The 20,310-nt window shown below is 69.3% G+C and carries 14 protein-coding genes; 13 read left to right on the top strand and 1 reads right to left on the bottom strand.

The window, feature by feature from the left end; translation table 11 throughout:
- The 7 genes from MJ777_RS03605 to leuA all read left to right on the top strand — a co-directional run.
- Nucleotides 1–1,065 (top strand): penicillin-binding transpeptidase domain-containing protein (locus tag MJ777_RS03605; protein WP_255723983.1); only part of this gene is annotated, 1,065 nt, incomplete at its 5' end.
- A gap of 220 nt (nucleotides 1,066–1,285) precedes the next feature.
- Nucleotides 1,286–3,112, top strand: coding sequence for an acetolactate synthase large subunit (locus MJ777_RS03600; protein WP_255720533.1), 1,827 nt, complete (start codon nucleotides 1,286–1,288; stop codon nucleotides 3,110–3,112).
- Between the two features lie 4 nt (nucleotides 3,113–3,116).
- Complete coding sequence (ilvN, locus tag MJ777_RS03595; protein WP_239310722.1) at nucleotides 3,117–3,641, top strand: acetolactate synthase small subunit; 525 nt, start codon at nucleotides 3,117–3,119, stop codon at nucleotides 3,639–3,641.
- 76 nt (nucleotides 3,642–3,717) lie between these two features.
- Nucleotides 3,718–4,719 carry a ketol-acid reductoisomerase gene (gene ilvC / locus MJ777_RS03590; RefSeq protein WP_239310721.1) on the top strand — a complete coding sequence of 334 codons (1,002 nt, stop codon included), beginning with the start codon at nucleotides 3,718–3,720 and terminating at the stop codon, nucleotides 4,717–4,719.
- 166 nt (nucleotides 4,720–4,885) lie between these two features.
- On the top strand, nucleotides 4,886–6,475 hold the full coding sequence (serA, locus tag MJ777_RS03585; RefSeq protein WP_239310720.1) for a phosphoglycerate dehydrogenase: 1,590 nt from the start codon (nucleotides 4,886–4,888) through the stop codon (nucleotides 6,473–6,475).
- Nucleotides 6,476–6,785: 310 nt separating this feature from the next.
- Entirely contained in the window at nucleotides 6,786–7,622 is an 837-nt protein-coding gene (locus MJ777_RS03580; RefSeq protein ID WP_239310719.1) for a septum formation family protein, read from the top strand.
- Nucleotides 7,623–8,064: 442 nt separating this feature from the next.
- Complete coding sequence (leuA, locus tag MJ777_RS03575; RefSeq protein ID WP_239310718.1) at nucleotides 8,065–9,753, top strand: 2-isopropylmalate synthase; 1,689 nt, start codon at nucleotides 8,065–8,067, stop codon at nucleotides 9,751–9,753.
- 22 nt (nucleotides 9,754–9,775) lie between these two features.
- On the opposite strand, the gene MJ777_RS03570 is transcribed toward leuA, so the two are convergent.
- A complete protein-coding gene (locus MJ777_RS03570; protein ID WP_239373116.1) occupies nucleotides 9,776–11,110 on the bottom strand; it encodes an EAL domain-containing protein in 1,335 nt (444 codons plus the stop codon).
- 385 nt (nucleotides 11,111–11,495) lie between these two features.
- Between MJ777_RS03570 and MJ777_RS03565 the strand changes: the two genes are divergently transcribed.
- The 6 genes from MJ777_RS03565 to MJ777_RS03540 all read left to right on the top strand — a co-directional run.
- On the top strand, nucleotides 11,496–12,533 hold the full coding sequence (locus tag MJ777_RS03565) for a 3-isopropylmalate dehydrogenase (RefSeq protein WP_239310716.1): 1,038 nt from the start codon (nucleotides 11,496–11,498) through the stop codon (nucleotides 12,531–12,533).
- A 201-nt stretch (nucleotides 12,534–12,734) separates the two neighbouring features.
- Nucleotides 12,735–13,664, top strand: a complete 930-nt coding sequence (gene ilvE, locus MJ777_RS03560; RefSeq protein ID WP_239310715.1) for a branched-chain-amino-acid transaminase — start codon at nucleotides 12,735–12,737, stop codon at nucleotides 13,662–13,664.
- Nucleotides 13,665–13,901: 237 nt separating this feature from the next.
- A complete protein-coding gene (locus tag MJ777_RS03555) occupies nucleotides 13,902–14,288 on the top strand; it encodes a cyclic nucleotide-binding/CBS domain-containing protein (protein ID WP_239310725.1) in 387 nt (128 codons plus the stop codon).
- A 126-nt stretch (nucleotides 14,289–14,414) separates the two neighbouring features.
- Nucleotides 14,415–15,092, top strand: coding sequence for a Crp/Fnr family transcriptional regulator (locus MJ777_RS03550; RefSeq protein ID WP_239310714.1), 678 nt, complete (start codon nucleotides 14,415–14,417; stop codon nucleotides 15,090–15,092).
- A gap of 214 nt (nucleotides 15,093–15,306) precedes the next feature.
- Complete coding sequence (gene cimA, locus MJ777_RS03545; protein ID WP_239347783.1) at nucleotides 15,307–16,989, top strand: citramalate synthase; 1,683 nt, start codon at nucleotides 15,307–15,309, stop codon at nucleotides 16,987–16,989.
- Between the two features lie 41 nt (nucleotides 16,990–17,030).
- The coding region (locus tag MJ777_RS03540) for a CHAT domain-containing protein (RefSeq protein WP_239373114.1) at nucleotides 17,031–20,310 on the top strand (3,280 nt) is incomplete at its 3' end.

Genomic DNA, 20,310 nt, shown 5'->3' with positions numbered 1-20,310 from the left:
GGGGCTGACGCGGAGCTTGCCGGCAACCTGATCGGTCAGGTCTCCCCGCTGTCGGGGCTGCAACGGGTGTATGACCCCGACCTCGCCCCCCACGGCGGCACGGTGGTCGTCCGCAACGATCGGAACGAGACGGTCAGCACCCTGCGGGCGTATCCGATGGCGGATGGCAAGGATGTCCGGACCACGCTCGACCTGAAGGTGCAGCGCGCCGGTGAGGCCGCGGTGGCAACAGCCATCAAGCCCAACGGGGCACTGGTCGCTATCGACACCCGGACCGGCGGGGTCCTGGCCCTGGTGAACCATCCGCTCAACGGCTACGGCCGGGCCGTGATCGGCAGGTACCCGCCGGGCTCCACCTTCAAGATTGTCACCGCGACCGCGGCGCTGATGGCCGGTAAGGACGCGAACACCTCGTTGGACTGCACGCAGACGGTGGCAGTCGGTGGGCGTACGTTCCAGAACGCCGAGGCCGAACAGTTCGGCCCGATTCCGCTGCGGGCGGCGTTCGCCCGTAGCTGCAACACCGCGTTCATCCGTCTCGAGCAGTCGCTGCCGGACTCCGCGCTGGAACAGGCCGCGAAGCTGTATGGCTTCGACGGCACCCAGCCGCTGCCGATCGCGAGTGTCGGTGGCTCGTTCCCGCCGCCCAAGGACGCGGTCGAGTCGGCGTCCGCCGCGATCGGGCAGGGCAAGGTGTCCGCGAGCCCACTGCAGATGGCGAGCGTGGCGGCGGCCGTGGCCAGCGGGACCTGGCGCCAGCCTTTCATAGCCGGCAGTGCGCCCAGGAGCAATGCGTTGCCCCCGGCGGTGGTCGCGCCGTTGCAGGATTTCATGCGCGCGGTGGTCACCGAGGGCACGGCGAACGCGGTTGCCTTTCCTGGTGAGGTGCATGGCAAGACCGGCACGGCCGAGTACAAGGACGGCAACCCGCCGCCGACCCACGGCTGGTTTGTCGGCTACCGCGGCACTGTCGCGTTTGCGGTCATCGTTGAGGACGGGGGCTTCGGCGCGCAGTCGGCGGCCCCGGTGGCGGCCCGTTTCCTGGCGGGCCTGGGCACCCCCTGAGCATCGCCGCCCCCTGACCGTCGCCGGTGGTTGTCCGGGACGTGGTGTTTCGTTGTGGTTGCGCGGAGGACCTTGACGGGGGCGCGAATGTCGGGGAAGGTGGTCGCATGCTTTCCGGAATCCTCGTACGTGAAGAGCGTGCGTAGCCGATCAGAGACCTTGGTCGAGTACAGACTGCGTGCGCCGCCCCTCAGTGCCTTCTGGCACGGGGGGTTTTTTTATGTCCGGCACGACCCACCCGTCACTCCCGTGGAACGTCAAGGAAGACGATCAGATGAGCAGAGAGATCACCGGAGCGCAGTCGCTCGTGCTTTCGCTGGAGGAGGCCGGAGCCGACGTGGTCTTCGGCATTCCCGGCGGCGCGATCCTGCCGTTGTATGACCCGTTGTACGACGCTGAGCGTCTCCGCCACATCCTGGTTCGCCACGAGCAGGGGGCGGGGCACGCCGCCGAGGGTTACGCGCAGGCGACCGGCCGGGTGGGCGTGTGCGTCGCGACCTCCGGGCCGGGCGCGACGAACCTGGTCACGCCGATCGCGGACGCCTACATGGACTCGGTGCCCATGGTGGCGATCACCGGCCAGGTGCCGAGCGCGGCGATCGGGACGGACGCCTTCCAGGAAGCCGACATCTGTGGCATCACGCTGCCGATCACGAAGCACAACTTCCTGGTGCACTCCGCGGACGACATCCCGCGCACGATCGCCGAGGCGTTCCACCTGGCTTCGACGGGACGTCCCGGGCCGGTCCTGGTCGACCTGCCCAAGGACATCCTGCAGTCGACGACGGCGGTACTGCCGGGCGACATCTGGCCTCCCACGCTGTGTCTGCCTGGCTACCGGCCGGTTACCCGACCGCACGCCAAGCAGATCCGGGAGGCGGCGAAGCTCATCAGCTCCGCCCGTCGCCCGGTCCTGTACGTCGGTGGCGGCGTGCTCAAGGCACGCGCCGCCGCCGAGCTGCGCGCATTCGCCGAGCTCACCGGCATCCCGGTGGTGACGACGCTGATGGCGCGTGGCGCCTTCCCCGACTCTCACCCCCAGCATCTCGGTATGCCCGGCATGCACGGGTCGGTCGCCGCGGTGACGGCGCTACAGAAGTCCGATCTGCTGATCGCCCTGGGCGCCCGGTTCGACGACCGGGTGACCGGGAGGCTTGCCTCCTTCGCGCCGAAGGCCGCGGTCATCCACGCCGACATCGATCCGGCTGAGATCGGGAAGAACCGGGCCGCGGACGTGCCGATCGTCGGGGACTGCCGGGAAGTGATCATTGATCTCACTGCCGCGCTGCGGGAGGAGCCGCGGGCGGACCTCGGTGGCTGGTGGCGACAGCTCGACGGCTGGCGCCGGACCTACCCGTTGGGCTACGACCGGCCGGCGGACGGCTCGATCGCGCCGCAGCACGCCATCGAACGGATCGGCGCGATCGCCGGGCCGGACGCGCTGTATGTCGCCGGGGTCGGCCAGCACCAGATGTGGGCGGCGCAGTTCATCTCCTACGAACATCCCTACACCTGGCTGAACTCCGGTGGCCTGGGCACCATGGGCTATGCCGTGCCCGCCGCGATGGGCGCCAAGGCCGGCCGGCCCGACGCGACCGTGTGGGCGATCGACGGCGACGGCTGTTTCCAGATGACCAACCAGGAGCTGGCGACCTGTGCCCTGGAAGGCATCCCGATCAAGGTTGCCATCATCAACAACGGTTCGCTGGGCATGGTCCGGCAGTGGCAGACCCTCTTCTACGACCAGCGTTACTCCAACACCGAGCTCGGTACCCACGCGGGCGGCGCCAGGAATCATCCACGCCGGGTGCCGGACTTCGTCCGGCTCGCCGAGGCGCTCGGCTGTGTGGGCCTGCGCTGTGAGTCGCCGGACGAGGTCGACGCCACCATCGAGAAGGCCATGGCGATTGACGACGCACCGGTTGTGGTGGATTTCATCGTCCACCCCGACGCGATGGTGTGGCCGATGGTCGCCGCTGGCGCGAGCAACGACGAGATCAGGGTCGCCCGCGACATCGCCCCCGACTTCGACTACGAAGAGGTCTGACACGGTGACCACACACACGTTGTCGGTGTTGGTCGAGAACAAACCCGGTGTCCTCGCGCGTGTCGCGGGACTGTTCTCCCGGCGTGGTTTCAACATCGAGTCGCTCGCGGTCGGACCGACCGAGCACGATGACATCTCCCGCATGACGATTGTCGTGGCGGTCGATGAGCTACCGCTGGAACAGGTGACGAAACAGCTCAACAAACTGGTCAACGTCATAAAGATCGTCGAGATGGACCCGGCCGCGTCGGTCCGGCGGGAGCTGATTCTGCTCAAAGTGCGGGCTGACCTGTCGGTTCGTTCGCAGGTCCTGGAAATCGTCGCGCTCTTTCGCGCGAAGGTGGTCGACGTCGTACCCGACGCGGTCACCGTGGAGGCCACCGGGACTCGCGACAAGCTCGACGCCCTCATCCGGATGCTGGAGCCGTTCGGTATCAGGGAACTGGTCCAGTCCGGCATGGTCGCGCTTGGGCGCGGTTCTCGATCGATCACCGATCGTAGTCTGCGGGCTGTCGAGCGGACGGCCTGACCCTCGTTTCGACGTCCCTGCGGCCCGGCGTCCGTCGGTGCCGTGTTCAATCCCCCCAAGGAGAGATTCGATCATAATGGCCGAGATCTACTATGACGCCGACGCGTCGCTTGACAACATCAGCAACCGCAGGGTCGCCATCATCGGTTACGGCAGCCAGGGCCACGCGCACGCACTCAACCTGCGGGACAGCGGTGTTGACGTCCGGGTCGGCCTGCCTGAGCACAGCCGCAGCCGGGCGAAGGCCACCGACCAGGGGTTGCGGGTGCTCACGCCGGCCGAGGCGTCCGCCGAAGCAGATGTGATCATGCTGCTCGCGCCGGACACGGCCCACCGCAAGATCTATGCGGAGTCCATCGCGCCGAACCTCGCGCCGGGCAAGGCCCTCGCGTTCGGGCATGGTTTCAACATCCGCTACGGTCTGATCGAAGTGCCGGCCGGGGTGGACGTGTTCATGGTCGCCCCGAAGGGCCCCGGCCACCTCGTCCGGCGGACCTTCACCGAGGGGAAGGGCGTTCCCGTGCTCGTCGCGGTGGAGGCCGACGCCTCGGGCGGCGCGCTGCCGCTGGCGCTCGCGTACGCCAAGGCGATCGGCGGTACCCGCGCGGGCGCGCTCCGCACGACTTTCACCGAGGAGACCGAGACGGACCTCTTCGGCGAGCAGGCGGTCCTGTGCGGGGGCGCGAGCGCGCTGGTGCAGGCTGGTTTTGAAACGCTGGTCGAGGCCGGGTACCAGCCTGAGGTGGCCTACTTCGAATGCCTGCACGAGCTCAAGCTGATTGTCGACCTCATGTATGAGGGCGGTATCAGCCAGATGCGCTACTCGATTTCCGATACCGCCGAGTACGGTGACGTCACCCGCGGCCCACGGGTGGTGACACCAGCGGTAAGGGAAGAAATGCGCCGCATTCTCACCGAGATCCGGGATGGGTCGTTCGCTCGCGAGTGGATCGCCGAGGACGACGCCGGCCGCCCGAATTTCACCAAGCTCGTGGAGGAGGGGAAGAACCACCCGATCGAGCGGGTCGGGGCCCAGCTGCGGCCACTGATGTCCTGGATCTCCAAGCCGGCTGGCTGACGACCGCTTTCGAGTGGGCGGGCCGCACCCGTGGGGCCTGTCCACTCGGTACGCTTGGCCGCGCTCGCTGGTATCCGCGTCCACCGGCACGCGGGCCCGCGAGGATCTGTCCGTGCCGTCCTCTCGTGTCTTTTTCCACAAGGCCGTCTTCCCAAGGAGCCCTACCGTGCCCGTCGTCCTGGTTGCCGAGGAACTCTCACCAGCCGGGCTGGAGCTGCTGTCCGGCGAGTTCGAGGTCCGTCACGTCGACGGGGCCGACCGGGCCGCGCTGCTGGGCGCGGTCGCGGACATCGACGCTCTGATCGTGCGCAGCGCGACCCGGGTGGACGCGGAGGTGCTTGCGGCGGCCGGGTCGCTCAAGGTCGTGGCCCGCGCCGGGATCGGGCTGGACAACGTCGACGTCGCAGCCGCGACGACCCGCGGTGTCATGGTTGTCAACGCTCCGCTGTCGAACATCCTCAGCGCCGCCGAGCATGCTGTCGCGCTGCTGGTGGCGGTGGCCCGCCGGATTCCCGCGGCCAACGCGGCGCTGCGCGCCGGTGAGTGGAAACGGTCGAAGTACGTCGGGGTCGAGCTCGCGGACAAGACCGCGGGTGTCGTCGGGCTCGGGCGTATCGGCGTGCTGGTCGCGCAGCGGCTGTCGGCGTTCGGTATGCGGATGGTCGCCTACGACCCGTACGTCTCGGTGGCCCGCGCCGCCCAGATGGGTGTCCGCCTGGTCGAGCTCGACGAGCTGCTGGCCATCAGCGACGTCATCACGATCCACCTGCCGAAGACCCCGGAGACACTCGGCCTCATCGGCAAGGACGAGCTTGAGCGCGTCAAGCCGGGTGTGATCATCGTTAACGACGCCCGGGGCGGGCTCATCAACGAGTCGGCGCTGGCTGACGCCATCCGGGACGGCCGGGTCGGCGGTGCCGGTATCGACGTGTTCGCCACCGAGCCGACCACCTCCTCGCCATTGTTCGAGCTCGACAATGTCGTGGTCACCCCGCATCTGGGGGCCTCCACCCAGGAGGCGCAGGACAAGGCGGGTCTTGCCGTCGCCCGGTCGGTACGCCTGGCGCTGCGCGGTGAGTTCGTGCCGGACGCGGTGAACGTGCAGGCGGGTGGAGTCGTGGCCGAGGAGGTGCGGCCTGGGCTCCCGCTCGCGGAGAAGCTCGGCCAGCTGTTCACGGGGATCGCCGGAGGGCTCGCCGCCGGGATCACCGTTGAGGTCCGCGGCGAGATTGCCGCCCATGACGTGTCCGTGTTGCAGCTCGCCGCTCTCAAGGGAGTGTTCACCGACATCATCGAGAAGCAGGTCACCTACGTCAACGCGCCGCTGCTCGCCGCGGAGCGGGGGGTCGACGTCCAGCTTGAGACGTCGGAGGAAAGCCCCGACTACCGCAATCTCGTCACGGTGCGCGGGGTGCTGGCGGACGGTACGACCGTGTCGGTCAGTGGCACGCTCACCGGTCCCCGTCAGGTCGAGAAGGTCACCGCGATCGACGACTTCGAGGTGGATCTCCGCCCCCAGGCGCACCTGGCGTTCTTTCGTTACGCCGACCGGCCGGGTGTCGTCGGAGCGGTTGGCGCGCTGCTGGGCGAAGCCCAGATCAACATTGCGAGTGCGCAGGTCAGCAGGCGCAAGGCCGGCGGTGAGGCGCTGATGTCGCTCTCGCTCGACGACGCGGTGCCCCAGGACATCCTGACCGAGATCGCGAAGATCATCGGAGCGTCCGCGGCACGTGCGGTCAGCCTCAGCGACGAGTAGGAGACGGCTGGTTAGAGCGCCCGGCAATAGGGGACGCGGCGTCGCGGGGCTGGGGCACGCACCTCGCCGCGTTGTCGTCAGTCGCCACCCAACGCCAGGGTGGCTCCCTCCGCCGCCTCGCGATGCACGCACCCCAGCCCCGCTCCTTGATCCACACCCCTATTGCCGGGCGCTCTTATTGTTCTGTCGCACTCGTCCGAAAGCTATCGGGTATACGTCCGATCGCGTGTCGGAATCCGCGGCCGTGACCTGCTCCCCGGTTCGCTTGCCGTGGTGTGGGAACCGGCGTCCCGGGTTTACCGTGAATGCCATGGCTCGGGACGGTTGTCAGGACCCCTTCGAGGGGCTGTGCCTCGACGACAGCTTTGTGCGCGGGGCGCGCTTCGTCGAGCCTTCTGCCGACGAACGCGCCGTGACGCATGGTGAGGTGCGATCAGCTCACTGCCGGGTGCAGCCCGCCCACCGCGGTGTCCCGAGCGCCTTCCAGCGCTGGGCGTGGGCGCCGGCTTCCCCGCGTGGCCGCCGGGCCACCCGGTTCGTGGCGCTGGTGACGGTGTTGGCCGGGGTAGCTGGCCTTGGGCTGTTCCTGCTCCGCCACGGTGTCCCGCGCATGGCCGCGGTCTCGGCGCCGGCGCCGTCCGCGGGTATCCCGGCCCGGGTGTATGACCGCGCCGGCAGCGGCTCGCCCGGCGTGGCTCCGGCGAGCCCGGCCGTGAATGTGGCGAGCCCGCCGCCCGGTGGTGATCAGCGGTTCGCGGTTGACGCGGCCCTGTTGGCGGGCCTGCGGGAGGGTGACTGCCTGACATGGACCCCCGATCCGGCTCGTACGGTCCTGCCGATCCGGGTGCCATGCGAGCAGCCGCATGTTGATCAGGTTACCCGGGTGCTCGACCTTGCCGGCCCGTTCCCAGCCTGGCCCGTCTGGCCGGGTCCGCACGAGCTGGCGAGCGCGACCCGGATGAACTGCCCGGACGTCGCGCGGAGCTTTGCCGGCAGCACCGAAACGGTTCCGGACGTGCGGACCGCGTCCATGTATCCGGAGGAGCCGGAATGGCTGGCCGGCGCCCATGGTCTCGTCTGTACGGTCCGCACGGGCGATCTGCGGCCGCGGGTGGGGCCGGTGCGGGCCGTGGGTGTGGCCACCTGAAGCGTTCCCGGACCGGCCTGTGACGCACCCGCCGTCCTATGGTTCCACTTCGGATATCAGTGTCGAGGGAGTAGGCTCAGCCGGCAATGCGCGCGCTCCTGCTTCTTAGAGCGCCCGGCAATAGGGGAGTGGATCAAAGAGCGGGGCTGAGGTGCGTGCATCGTGAGGCGGCGGAGAGAGTCACCGGAGATGTTGGGTGGCGACTGACGAGCCGGGGTACCCGTGCCTCGCGCGGCGATGGACGGGGAGCGATGACGCGAGGTGCGTGCCCTGGCCCCGCGATGCCGCGTCCCCTATTGCCGGAGCCTCTTAGCTGCCGCGGCGGGGCCTGAGACAGGTCGGCTTCCTCGCCGCGGAGTTCGGTGCGCGCCGGCCGCCGCAGGCTTTTCCGCTGGAAGCTTGGAGCAGCAGAGCAGTGACTACCTCGCAGCAGCCCTCGGGCATGCCTATCGACAAGTACCGGCCGTTTACTCCGGTGGACCTGCCGGACCGGACCTGGCCGGGCCGCACGATCACGCGGGCACCCCGGTGGTGCAGTGTGGACCTGCGTGACGGCAACCAGGCACTGATCGACCCGATGACGCCCGCACGCAAGATGCGGATGTTCGATCTGCTTGTCCGGATGGGTTACAAGGAGATCGAGGTCGGCTTCCCCGCCGCGAGCCAGACGGACTTCGATTTCATCCGTCAGCTCATCGAGGGCGGTCATATTCCCGCTGACGTCACCGTGCAGGTACTGACCCAGGCCCGGGAGGAGTTGATCGAACGCACGATCACCTCACTGATCGGGGCGCCTCGGGTCCTGGTGCATCTGTACAACTCGACGTCGACGCTGCAACGCCGAGTCGTGTTCGGGCTCGATCGCGAGGGCGTCAGCGACATCGCGGTCCAGGGCGCGCAGTGGTGCGCCCGTTATGCGGACAAGCTCCTGAGCGGAAGCGATGTCCGGTGGCAGTACAGCCCGGAGTCGTTCACCGGAACGGAGCTGGAATACGCCCTCGAGGTGTGTGAGGCGGTCATGGACGTCTGGCAGCCGACGCCGGACCGGCCGGTGGTGCTGAACCTGCCCGCGACCGTCGAAATGGCCACACCCAACGTCTACGCGGACCAGATCGAGTGGATGTCACGCAACCTGACTCGGCGGGACAGCGTCGTGCTGTCCCTGCATCCGCACAATGACCGTGGCTGCGCGGTCGCGGCCGCCGAGCTCGGGGTCATGGCCGGGGCCGACCGGATCGAGGGGTGCCTGTTCGGGAACGGCGAACGCACCGGCAATGTCTGTCTGGTGACCCTCGGGCTGAACCTGTTCTCCCAGGGCGTCGACCCCGAAATCAACTTCAGCGACATCGACGAGATCCGCCGCGGCGTCGAGTACTGCAACCAGCTTCCGGTGCATCCCCGCCACCCCTATGGTGGCGATCTTGTCTACACCGCGTTCTCCGGTTCGCATCAGGACGCCATCAAAAAGGGTTTCGAGGCGATGGAGCGGACCGGGCAGCGGCGCTGGGAAGTGCCCTACCTGCCCATCGACCCGATGGACGTAGGCCGGTCATATGAGGCTGTCATCCGCGTGAACAGCCAGTCGGGTAAGGGCGGCGTCGCCTACCTGCTGAAGTCGGAGCACTCGCTGGACCTGCCGCGTCGGCTGCAGATCGAGTTCTCCCGCGTCGTGCAGCGCCACACCGACGGTGCCGGCGGCGAGGTGACGGGTACGCAGCTGTGGGAGATCTTCTCGCGTGAGTACTTCCTCGCCGGTGACGACGCGGACGCCCCGCTGGAGCTGCTGGGTTCCCGCACCACGGCGGCACATGGCGAACGCGACGAGGTCAATGTCTCGGTGCGCATCCACGGCGGCGACGAGGTCATCAGCGGTACTGGTAACGGTCCGATCGACGCGTTCGTGACCGCTCTCGCCGAACGGGACATCGATGTCCGGGTGCTCGACTATCACGAGCACGCTCTCGGCTCCGGCGCCGACGCCCGTGCTGCCGCCTATCTGGAGGTGGCTGTGGGGGGCCGGGTGTGCTGGGGCGTCGGCATCGACCCGAACATCGTCACAGCCTCGCTGCGGGCGGTGGTGAGCGCGGTCAACCGGGCCGCGCGGGACAAGGGCATCGTCGACCAGCCGTGACGACGGGCCGCTGGACGCGATGTCACCGGACCTCCACGGGGAGGCTGACGGAGATCTCGAGGGGGAGGCTGGCTGGCTTGGCCGGGGCAGCCGGGGCAGCCGGGGCAGCCGGGGCAGGGTAGCTGACCGGGCAGCGGGAGCCCGGCTGCCCGGGAACCCGGCCCGCCGCCCGCGCGGACGGCGGGCCGGCCATCTCCGCGAGGCGGAGCAGCATGCGCTCGACCCGGACCAGGCCGACGGGGTGCCCCATCTCGGTGACCACCACAACCGGATCGAAGCGCTGGGACGGCGTACGGCTCATCGCGCGGCGCGCCACCTCGACGACATGTTCATCGGGCCGGGCGCACATGCCGGCCAGACCACCGCGGGTGATATCGCCGCTGGCGGTGCCGTGGCCGGCGCCGATGGCACCGCTCCGGGGCCGGGGCACCATGCCGGGCCGGCGGGTGGCTGCCGCTGGGGCGTCGCGGCGGGGGCGGGCGTCCCCACCGGGGGCCCGTAGCTGTTCGAGCAGGCTGCTCATGCCGTCGCCGCGCGCTGTCCGCTGGGCGAGCAGCCGGATGCGCCGAGAGATCGTCGGGTCCAGGCGCTGCCAGCTGGCCGCTGGGCGGCCCAGGTGCCAGCCTTGCCCGAACGGGATGCCCAGGGCCACGAGCATGGCCAGTTCCTCGTCGCGCTCGACCCCCTCCGCGATCACCCATGCGCCGAGCCGGTTGGCGAAGACGTTGACCAGTTCGGCCAAGGTTCGTCTGACCTGGTCGACGTTTGCGCGGGCGACGAGGTCCCGGTCGAGTTTGACCAGCTCGGGGCGGATCAGCGCGAGCTGGCGAAGTCCCGCGTAGCCGGAGCCGACGTCGTCCAGCGCGATGACGCCGCCGCGGTCGCGCAGCGCCTGGGTGGTGACGACGATCTCAGGGGCACGCTCGGCGGTGCTGACCGCCTCGTTGAGCTCCATGACCAACCCGTTCAGGTCGGCGTCGAGCCAGACCGCGGCGACCTCCGGAGCGGTCAGCAGGTGCGGCATGACGTTGACGGTGAGAAAACAGTTGGGCGGGAGCCGGTCGCGCGCCGCGAGCGCCTCCCGCAGGACCCTGGCTTCGAACCGCGCGGCGACCCCGGCGCGATCAGCGGCGGCGAACCACAGGTCGGGCGATGGCGCCGCGCTCGCCCCGAAGCGCGCAAGCGCTTCATAACCGGCAATCACACCGCGGCGGAGGTCGACGATCGGCTGGAAGACGACCCGCGGCTGACCGGGATCGGCCAGCGCCCGGTGCAGCGCCACGGACCATCCACCCGTGCCGTCGGTCGCCTTCTCGTGGCCGGGGGGGCTCGTGGCCGGGATTTTTTCAAGAATCATGCGCCGTTCACCCCTTTACGCCGTCGCGTGTGTGTCCACGCCGCGTGCCACCGCGGGCTGTTACGTGCTGTTGCCTGCCACCGCGTGCTGTTACGTGCTGTTATGTGCCGTTGCCTGCCGCCGCATGCCGTCCGCGTCCGCCGGTATGAGGTTCCTATCATTTTCATTCCATCGTCGCTTACTCCACGTACTGATTCATGACTGGTTGTGACATATGATCGATGGACTTTACGTGAGGGGCATGGTCGTCTTCGACGTGTCATCCTGCGTGTCGTGAGCCTTTTCCCTGCTCAGGGGTTTGGGAATGCGCTAGGGGGAGTTGCGGGGGCTGGTCGGGCCCGACCCGTGGGGGCAGGGGTGACGCTGCCGGTTTACAGTCGCGCCCATGAGGCTTGCGGTTATCGGCGGGGACGGCATCGGACCAGAGGTTGTCGCGGAAGGGCTGCGCGTACTGCGTGTCGTCGAGCCCAAGGTGGAGACGACCGACTACGACCTGGGCGCGCGCCGCTGGCAGGCCACCGGCGAGACCCTGCCCGATTCGGTGCTCGCCGAGCTGCGTGCGCACGACGCCATCCTGCTCGGGGCCGTCGGTGATCCCGCTGTCCCCAGCGGGGTGCTGGAGCGCGGGCTGCTGCTGCGGCTGCGGTTCGAGCTCGACCACTACGTGAATCTGCGCCCGGTGCGGCTGTACCCCGGTGTCGCCACGCCGCTGGCGGGTGAGCCGCACATCGACATGGTGGTGGTGCGGGAGGGGACCGAAGGCCCGTACGTGGGTGCCGGCGGCACTCTGCGCCGGGGCACGCCGTTGGAGGTGGCCACCGAGGAGAGCGTCAACACCCGGCACGGGGTCGAGCGCGTCGTGCGGGACGCGTTCCGCCGGGCGCAGGCCCGTCCTCGGCGGCTGCTGACGCTCGTCCACAAGACCAACGTCCTGACGAGGGCCGGCGACCTGTGGCTGCGCACGGTCGCCGATGTCGCGCCCGAGTTCGCCGATGTGCGGGTCGACTACCAGCACGTGGATGCCGCGTCGATGTTCTTTGTCACTGATCCGGGACGTTTCGACGTCGTCGTGACCGACAACATGTTCGGTGACATCCTCACCGACATCGGTGCCGCGATCACCGGCGGGATAGGACGGGCCGCCAGCGGCAACCTCGACCCGTCCGGGACACACCCGAGCATGTTCGAACCGGTGCACGGCAGCGCGCCCGACATCGCCGGGAAGGGGATCGCGGACCCGACGGCCACGGTGCTGTCCGTCGCGATGCTGCTCGAGCACCTGGGGCGTCCCGACGACGCGGTCCGTGTCGAGACCGCTGTCGCCGCGGCGCTGACCGACCGTTCCCAGCTGGGCGCCGGTCACGCGGAGCCGCTGTCCACCCGGGCGATCGGCGAGGACCTGGCGGCGCGCGTCGCCGGGTAAGGGGGCACCGGTAGCCCGGAACCGGCTGCCGGGCGGAAGAGCCTGAATGCCCGGCTGCCGGAGCCTGTTTCGGGGCGCTATCCTCAGAGGGGCCGTAGATCCGGTACGACGGCAGCCGACAGGGCCTGACCACGGCGAAGATCGGCAAGATCGTCACTCGTCCGTGCGTTATGTTTCCGTCGCTCACGCCTGGAGTCACTCGTGTCCATCACACCAACGTCAAAGATCTGGATGAGCGGGGAGTTCGTCGACTGGGACGACGCTCGCATCCACGTCCTCAACCCGACCCTCCACTACGGGTGGGGCGTCTTCGAGGGCATCCGGGCCTACTCCACCGCGCGGGGCAGCGCCGTGTTCCGGCTGACCGACCATGTCGCGAGGCTTTATCGTAGCGCCAAGATCTACATGATGGAACCGGAGCTCAGCCAGGCGGAGCTGATTGACGCGATCAAGAAAACGGTCGCGATCAACGAGATCGACGCCTGCTATATCCGGCCCCTGATCTACCTCGGGTACGGCGAGATGGGCCTCAACCCGCTGCCGTCCTCGATCGAGGTGATGATCGCTGTCTGGCCGTGGGGCGCCTATCTGGGGGACGACGCCGGGGAGAAGGGCGTCCGGGCGACTGTCTCGACGTGGCGCCGTAATGACAACAACATCATCCCGCCGGCGGCCAAGGCGTCCGGGCAGTACCTCAACTCCTCGCTCGCCAAGGTCGCGGCGCTCAAAGCCGGCTATGACGAGGCCATTCTGACCAGTCCCAACGGCCATATCGCCGATGGTTCGGGCGAGAACGTCTTCATCGTGTCGGACGGTACGGTCATCACGCCGCCGCTCAGCGATGGTCCGCTCGGCGGCATCACCCGCGCGTCGATCATGCAGATCGCCTCCGATCAGGGCTATCAGGTCCGCGAGCAGCACATCGTCCGCACCGATCTGTACCTGGCGGACGAGGCCTTCTTCACCGGGACCGCGGCCGAGATGGTGCCGATCGTGGAGATCGACGACCGCCCGGTCGGATCGGGCCGTCCTGGGCCGATCACCCGTGAGCTGCTGGACCTGTTCCACCAGGCGACACGCGGGGAGCTCGACCGTTACAAGATCTGGAACGAGCCCGTCCGGGAGGCCTGAGGCCTTGAGGCCTGACGCGCCGGGGCCATAGCGGCGACAGCCTGGCTGGGTGCTTCTTCGCTGGCGTGATCGCGCCAGCGAAGGCTCATCACGGTCGCGGCATCCGGCTCCGCCGTTCCCCACTACCCATCGTTCGCCATGCCGAACGCCGGAGGGCCTGGTCAACTGGTTCCGCTGCGCCTAATGTCTCCTGTCACGTTCTCGTTTCACAAGTTCACAAGCTCCAGGGAGACCGTGATGCGGGTTTGCGACGGAATGAGCGCTCTGGTCCTGATGATCGGACCAGAGCACACCCTGCGTCAGGCGGCGCGGCTCATGGCCGATCGGAAGGTCGGCGCGGCGATTGTGCACGATGTCGACGGTCAGGGATACGGAATTCTTACCGAACGTGATGTGCTGATGTCGGTGGCGGCGGGCCAGAACCCGGATCTCGAACTGGCCGGTGATCATATTACCCGTGATGTCGTGTTCGCTGATCCAGAGTGGTCCCTGGATGAGGCCGCCGCGGCAATGCTTCGCGGCGGGTTCCGACATTTGATCGTTTGCGAGCGTGGCGGGGTGGCCGGGGTGCTGTCCATGCGGGATGTTGTGCGCTCCTGGAGCAGTCAGCGTTCCGTTGTTTAACCGGTGGCTCTCGGTTGTTTGATCGACTGCTGCTTCCGCTGGTTTTTTTGCTCCACCGGTGGATATCACTGCCCAAGTCGGGCGCTGGACGCACACGATTCCCGACATTGGCGCTACGGTCACGGTGTGCAGGAGGAAGAAGCGGTCGCGCTGCTCCAGGCGACCACATTGCTGAAGGAACTGGACGAGCCGGCGCTGGCGCGGCTGGCCGCACGCTCGGTCGTGCGCCGGTATCGCCGCGGCCAAGTTGTCTTTACTGAAGGTGATCCATCTGACACGTTGCTGGTAGTGGCCGCTGGGCGGTTGAAGGTGCTGACGACGGCCGACGACGGCCGTGACCACGTTCTCAACATCGCGGGCCCAGGTGAGACCCTCGGCGAGCTCAACATCGTCGAGGCTGGTCCGCGGTCGGCCAGCGTCGAGGCGCTGGAGCCCAGCGAGGCCCTGGTGCTGGACCGCGCGGCCGTGTGGGAGCTGGTGCGGGAGCGGCCAGCCGTCGCGGAGCAGCTCATCCGGGCGCTGGTCGCCCATGTCCGTCGCCTGACCGGGGCAAACGCGGACTTGGTCTTCCTCGACCTGCCCCGCCGGGTTGCCAAGCTGCTCCTGCTGCGGATGCGGGAGTCCGGGCGCCCATTGATCGAGCTTGGTCTGACCCAGACCGAGATCGCCTCCCTGCTGGGCGGTTCCCGTCAGTCGGTCAACCAGGCCATGCGGGAGTTCGAGAAGCGGAAGTGGATTCTGGCCGAAGGGCAGACGATCACTATCCTCGAGGTCGAACGCCTGCGCCGCTTCGCTGGCGACTGATGTGTCGGTGTTGATTTTGCATCGTCCAAGCATTGGCTCAGTGTTGGCTCGATGCCTGGCCGGGCGCGGCTGAGCGGGCGCTTCCCGGCTCCGGGGGGCACCGCCGTAAAGTGGTCAGCCGGCGGTGAACCTGCCCACGTCGCGCGTACCGGCTGCTCACCCCTGCCGCCGGGCGCGTGACATCCCCGGAGATCACGCAGGTGAGAGGCGCGTTGTGCTTCCAGAGGACCCAGGCTCCTTCCATGTTTATGACACGACGCTGCGTGACGGGACCCAGCAGGAGGGGCTTTCGCTGTCGGTCGGCGACAAGCTTGCGGTGGCCCGCCATCTCGACGAGATAGGCGTGGGTTTCATCGAGGGCGGCTGGCCCGGATCGAATCCCAAGGACGCCGAGTTTTTCCGCCGCGCCCGTACCGAGCTGCGCCTGACCCACGCCAGGCTCACCGCGTTCGGCGCGACCCGGCGTGCCGGGCTGGCCGCCGCTGACGACCCTCAGGTCGCGGCCCTGCGGGACGCCGGCACGGATGTCGTCTGTCTGGTCGCGAAGGCCGACCGCCGGCACGTCGAGCGGGCTCTGCGCACCACCCTCGCCGAGAATCTGGCGATGATCCGGGACACCGTGACCCATCTGCGTGCCGAGGGCAAGCGGGTGTTCGTGGACGCCGAGCATTTCTTCGATGGTTACCGTGCCGACAGCGACTACGCCCTGGCAATGGTCGGGGTCGCCGCCGAGGCTGGCGCCGAGGTCGTCGTCCTCTGCGACACCAACGGCGGGATGCTGCCGACCCGGATCGGGGACGTTGTCAGCGCCGTCCGCGGCGCCACCGGCGCGCGGCTGGGTATCCACTGCCATGACGACACCGCCTGCGCGGTCGCGAACACCCTGGTCGCGGTCGAGGCTGGAGCCACCCACGTCCAGGGGACCGCCAACGGTTACGGCGAGCGGTGCGGCAACGCCGACCTGTTCAGCGTGATCGCCGGATTGGAGACGAAGCTCGGGCGCCCGGTGCTGCCCGCCGGCAAGCTGCGCGAGCTGGTGCGGGTGTCACATGCCATCGATGAGATCACCAATCTGGCTCCCGACACCCACCGCGCGTACGTCGGCGCGAGCGCGTTCGCGCACAAGGCCGGGCTGCACGCGAGCGCGGTCAAGATCGATCCGGACATGTACCAGCACGTCGATCCGGCCGCGGTCGGCAACGACATGCGGATGCTGGTCTCGGAGCTCGCCGGCCGTGCCACGATCGAGCTCAAGGGCCGGGAACTGGGGCTGGACCTCTCCGGCCAGCGCGAGGCCCTCGGGCGGGTCGTGGACCTGGTGAAGGAGCGAGAGGCCGCCGGTTACGCCTACGAGGCGGCGGAGGCGTCCTTCGAGCTGCTGCTGCGCGACGAGGTCGAAGGCGAGCGGCGTTATTTCACCCTCGAGTCGTGGCGCGTGATCGTCGAGCGGCGGCCCGATGGTGAGCTCGTGAGTGAGGCGACCGTCAAGCTGCTCTCCCGCGGCATGCGGCACGTGTCCACGGCCGAGGGCAACGGCCCGGTCAACGCCCTTGACCGGGCGTTGCGGGAGGCGCTGGAGAAGGGCTACCCGGGCCTGGCCGACCTCGACCTCGTCGACTACAAGGTGCGCATCCTCGACGGCAGGTCCGGCACTGGCGCGGTGACCCGAGTGCTGGTGGAGACCAGCGACGGCCGCGACCGGTGGGACACGATCGGTGTTGACGAGAACATCATCGCTGCCTCCTGGGAGGCGTTGGCGGATGCGGTCACCTACGGTCTGCGCCGCCAGGGCGAAGGTGCCGGGCGCGACGCCCCGCCCCGGGTACGCCCGGAAACCGCGGCCGGGAAGGCAGCGAAGACCGGGGAGGCTACCACGGTGAATGGGGCGACCACGTAGTGCGCTTATGATCCTCGTGTCCGGCGACGGCGGGGGATGATGTGGGAGACGGGACAAGCAGCGGCGCGGCCGGCGGCAGCAACGATCGTGACAGCGGAGATGACGCTCCCGCGACGGACCGTCCACCACGGGTGTTTGTCTCCTACGCCCACGGATCGCCCGAGGACGACGACACCGTCCGGGATCTGTGGATCTTCCTGCGGTCGCGGGGGATCGACGCGAAGCTCGACAAGCCCGCGGCCGAACGCCGGCAGGACTGGCCGTTGTGGATGCTGGCCGAGGTCCGTGCGGCCGACCACGTATTGATTATCGTCTCGCCGCAGTACCGCCGCCGCAGCGAGGGTGAGGCCGCCGCGGATGAGGGCCGCGGGGTGCAGTTCGAGGCAGCGCTGATCCGCGAGGAGCTGTACCGCGACCGGCCGGCCGGGATGGCGAAGTTCCTGCCGGTGCTGCTGCCCGGCCGTTCGGTCGAGGACATCCCGGCCTTCCTCGGCCCGTACTCGACGACCCACTACCCGGTCACGGAGATCTCCGAGGGCGGTATGGACGCGCTGCTGGGCGTCCTGACCGGTCAGCCGTACGAGGTTGAGCCGCCCCTCGGAGAGCCCTGGGTAAGGGCCACGCGCCCGGTTGTCGTGCCGGATGCCCGGGTGCCGGGCGGGACGCCGCTGGCCGCCGGTGCCCCGCGGCGGCCGGCTCCGCTCGTCCATGAGATCGTCGCTGAGGTGCGGCTCGCCGACGGCTGGCTGACCACGCGGACGGTCCTTGCCGACACCGTGCTGGGGGAGCGCGGCACGGCGTTGCCGCTCGGGCTTGACACGGTGTGGACGGCACAGCCCGCGGATCCGGCGGGCGCGGACGCGTACCTGTCCGACGCAGGCCACCGGTTGCGCGACGCGCTGTTCGACGCCGGTACCGCGCGGCACCTGACCGAGCTGATCGACGCCGCACCGTTCGGCACGGTCGTCGACATCGTGGTGGAGGCCGACGGCCCGGCGCTCGCGCTGCCCTACGAGCTGCTGCGGCTGGCCGGCGGAGGCGGCAGGCCCCTTGTCACCATGCCCGGTGTGCGCCTGGCCCGCCGGGTCGCCGGGCTGAGCCGGCAAGGGATGCCGAGCCGGGTCGCGACCCCGCCGTTACCGGGCCCGTTGAAGATCCTCGTCGCGGTGGCGGCCCCGGACGAGACCCGGACGCGGAACGCTCCGCTCGACGTCGAGGCGGAGATGCAGGCGATCATCGACGCTGTCCAGCCGGTGGCGGGTACCGGGGCCGCGCAGGTCACGATCCTCGAGGTCGCCGGCCTGACGGAGATCGCCGACGCGCTGGGCGGCCGGAGCGCCGCGGGCGATGCCGGTTACCGCGTCGACGACAGCTACCACGTGCTGCACCTGTCCGCGCACGGCTCGCCGTCCTCGGTCGAGCTGGAGGACGAGGACGGCAACCCGGTCACCATCGGTGCGCAGGAGCTGGTGGACGCGCTCAAGGGCGCATCCCGCCCGCTGCCGTTGATCGTGCTGGCGTCCTGTTCGGGTGCGGCCCGAACTGAGGGGCTCGCGGAGAGCCTCGTCCGCGGCGGGGCCGACCGGGTCGTGGCCATGCAGACGACCGTCACCGACCGTTATGCAACCGACCTGGCCAGGGTCTTCTACGCGGAGCTGGCCACCGGCCGCGCCGAGTCGGTGGCTGCGGCGCTCGCCGAGGCCCGCCGGCGGGTGGACGCCGATCGCCAGGCGGCCGCGCGGGCCACCGGCCGGCTCGCGGCTCCCGAGTACGCCACCGCGACGCTGATTGCCGCGGCCGGCGACCCGCCGCTGCTCGACGCCGCTGCTGACTGGCAGCCGCTGGCCCGCCCGTTCGCCGCGCCGGCCGGTGGCAGCGTCCGCGAGCTTGCCATGGGTGACCTGGTCGGGCGGCGCCGGGAGGTCCGCACCGCGCTCGCGGTGTTGCGGGGTGGCCCGGCCGCGGTGGAGCGCTGGGGCGCGGTTGCCGGCGTGGTGCTGACCGGGCCCGGCGGGATCGGCAAGACCGCGGTGGCCGGGCGGGTAATGGCCCGGCTGCGGGCTGACGGCTGGGCGGTGGCGGTGCACGTCGGCCGGTGGAACCCGCCGTCGCTGATCGCCGCGACCGCGCAGGCGCTCCGCGGCATCCCGGTCCCGGAGTTGGTCGAGGCACGGAGCGCCCTCACCGACTCCCGTCACGAGGAGACGGACAAGATCGCGCGGATTCGGGAATTACTGGGCGAGCACCGCCTGCTGCTGCTGTTCGACGACTTCGAGCAGAACCTGACCGAGGACGGTCGACGCTTCGCCGACCCGGGCTTCGCCGAGGTGTTCGCCGAGCTGGCCCGTGCCGGTGGCCCTGGCAGTCCGAGTGGCGCCGGCCGTCTGCTCGTGACGTGTCGATATCCCCTGCCGAACCGTACCGTGCCGTTTCATCGGGTGGATGTCGGACCCCTCAGCGGCTCCGAGCTAGGTCGCCTGCTGCTGCGGCTACCGAGCCTGCGGGCGTTGGGTGACGACGACCGGCGCACGTTGACCCGGACGATCGGCGGTCATCCACGGCTGCTGGAGTTCGTCGACGCGTTGTTGCGCAACGGTGCGGCCAATCTGCGGGAGGTCACCGAGAAGATCGGCGATCTGGCCGACACGCTCGGCATCGACCTGCATGAGGATCGCACCTTCGACGAGGCGGTGGACGACGCCCTGTTGCTCGGCAGCCGGGATATTGTCCTGGAGCTGCTGCTCGCGACCGTGACGGCGGACGAGCGTGCACTTCTCCTGCAGGCGGCGGTGTCCAGCGCCCCGATGTCGGTCGACGATCTCGCGTTCGCCTGGAAGGGTGCCGAGCCCGACAGGGCACGACACCGGGCCGTCGCCGCGGCCGTCCGGCGGCTCGCGGACCGGACGCTGCTGCTGCGCCTCGACGGCGATGTGCTCGTCCACCCTTGGATCGCCCACTGGCTGGCCGACGTCGAGCCCGAGACGCGGACGGAGCGACACGGCAGAGCCGAGCGGATGCGGCTGGCTCGGCTTGAGGCGGGGCGCGCCGACTTCGCGGATCTGGTCGAGGTGGCCCGCCACCTCGCCGTCCAGGAGCGCTTCGACGATGTCGTTGCCCAGACACTGACCTTCACCGGCATGCTCGCGGGGGAGTCGTCAGTCGCCGCGCTGCTGGGCGAGGTCGGGCCGATGGTGCCTGCCGACAGCCGGGGGTTCCTTGAGCTTGTCGATCGGGAGCTCACCGCGCTGTTGAACACCGGCAGTACCGCGGCGGCCCGTGACCGCGGCGACGCCATGGTCACCATCTCCCGGCGGTTGGCGG

The organism is Protofrankia sp. Cj5 (assembly GCF_917627405.1).
In the GTDB taxonomy this organism is placed as follows: domain Bacteria; phylum Actinomycetota; class Actinomycetes; order Frankiales; family Frankiaceae; genus Protofrankia.
Note: the sequence above shows the minus strand (reverse complement) of the source record. Positions and strands in the feature narration are given on the sequence as shown.

What these genes read in the sequence shown, in the direction of transcription:
- MJ777_RS03580 (WP_239310719.1), top strand. Translation starts at nt 6,786, where the DNA reads ATGGCTCGGGACGGTTGTCAGGACCCCTTCGAGGGGCTGTGCCTCGAC.
- MJ777_RS03570 (WP_239373116.1), bottom strand. Translation starts at nt 11,110, where the DNA reads ATGATTCTTGAAAAAATCCCGGCCACGAGCCCCCCCGGCCACGAGAAG.
- MJ777_RS03555 (WP_239310725.1), top strand. Translation starts at nt 13,902, where the DNA reads ATGCGGGTTTGCGACGGAATGAGCGCTCTGGTCCTGATGATCGGACCA.
- leuA (WP_239310718.1), top strand. Translation starts at nt 8,065, where the DNA reads ATGCCTATCGACAAGTACCGGCCGTTTACTCCGGTGGACCTGCCGGAC.
- MJ777_RS03600 (WP_255720533.1), top strand. Translation starts at nt 1,286, where the DNA reads ATGTCCGGCACGACCCACCCGTCACTCCCGTGGAACGTCAAGGAAGAC.
- ilvC (WP_239310721.1), top strand. Translation starts at nt 3,718, where the DNA reads ATGGCCGAGATCTACTATGACGCCGACGCGTCGCTTGACAACATCAGC.
- MJ777_RS03565 (WP_239310716.1), top strand. Translation starts at nt 11,496, where the DNA reads ATGAGGCTTGCGGTTATCGGCGGGGACGGCATCGGACCAGAGGTTGTC.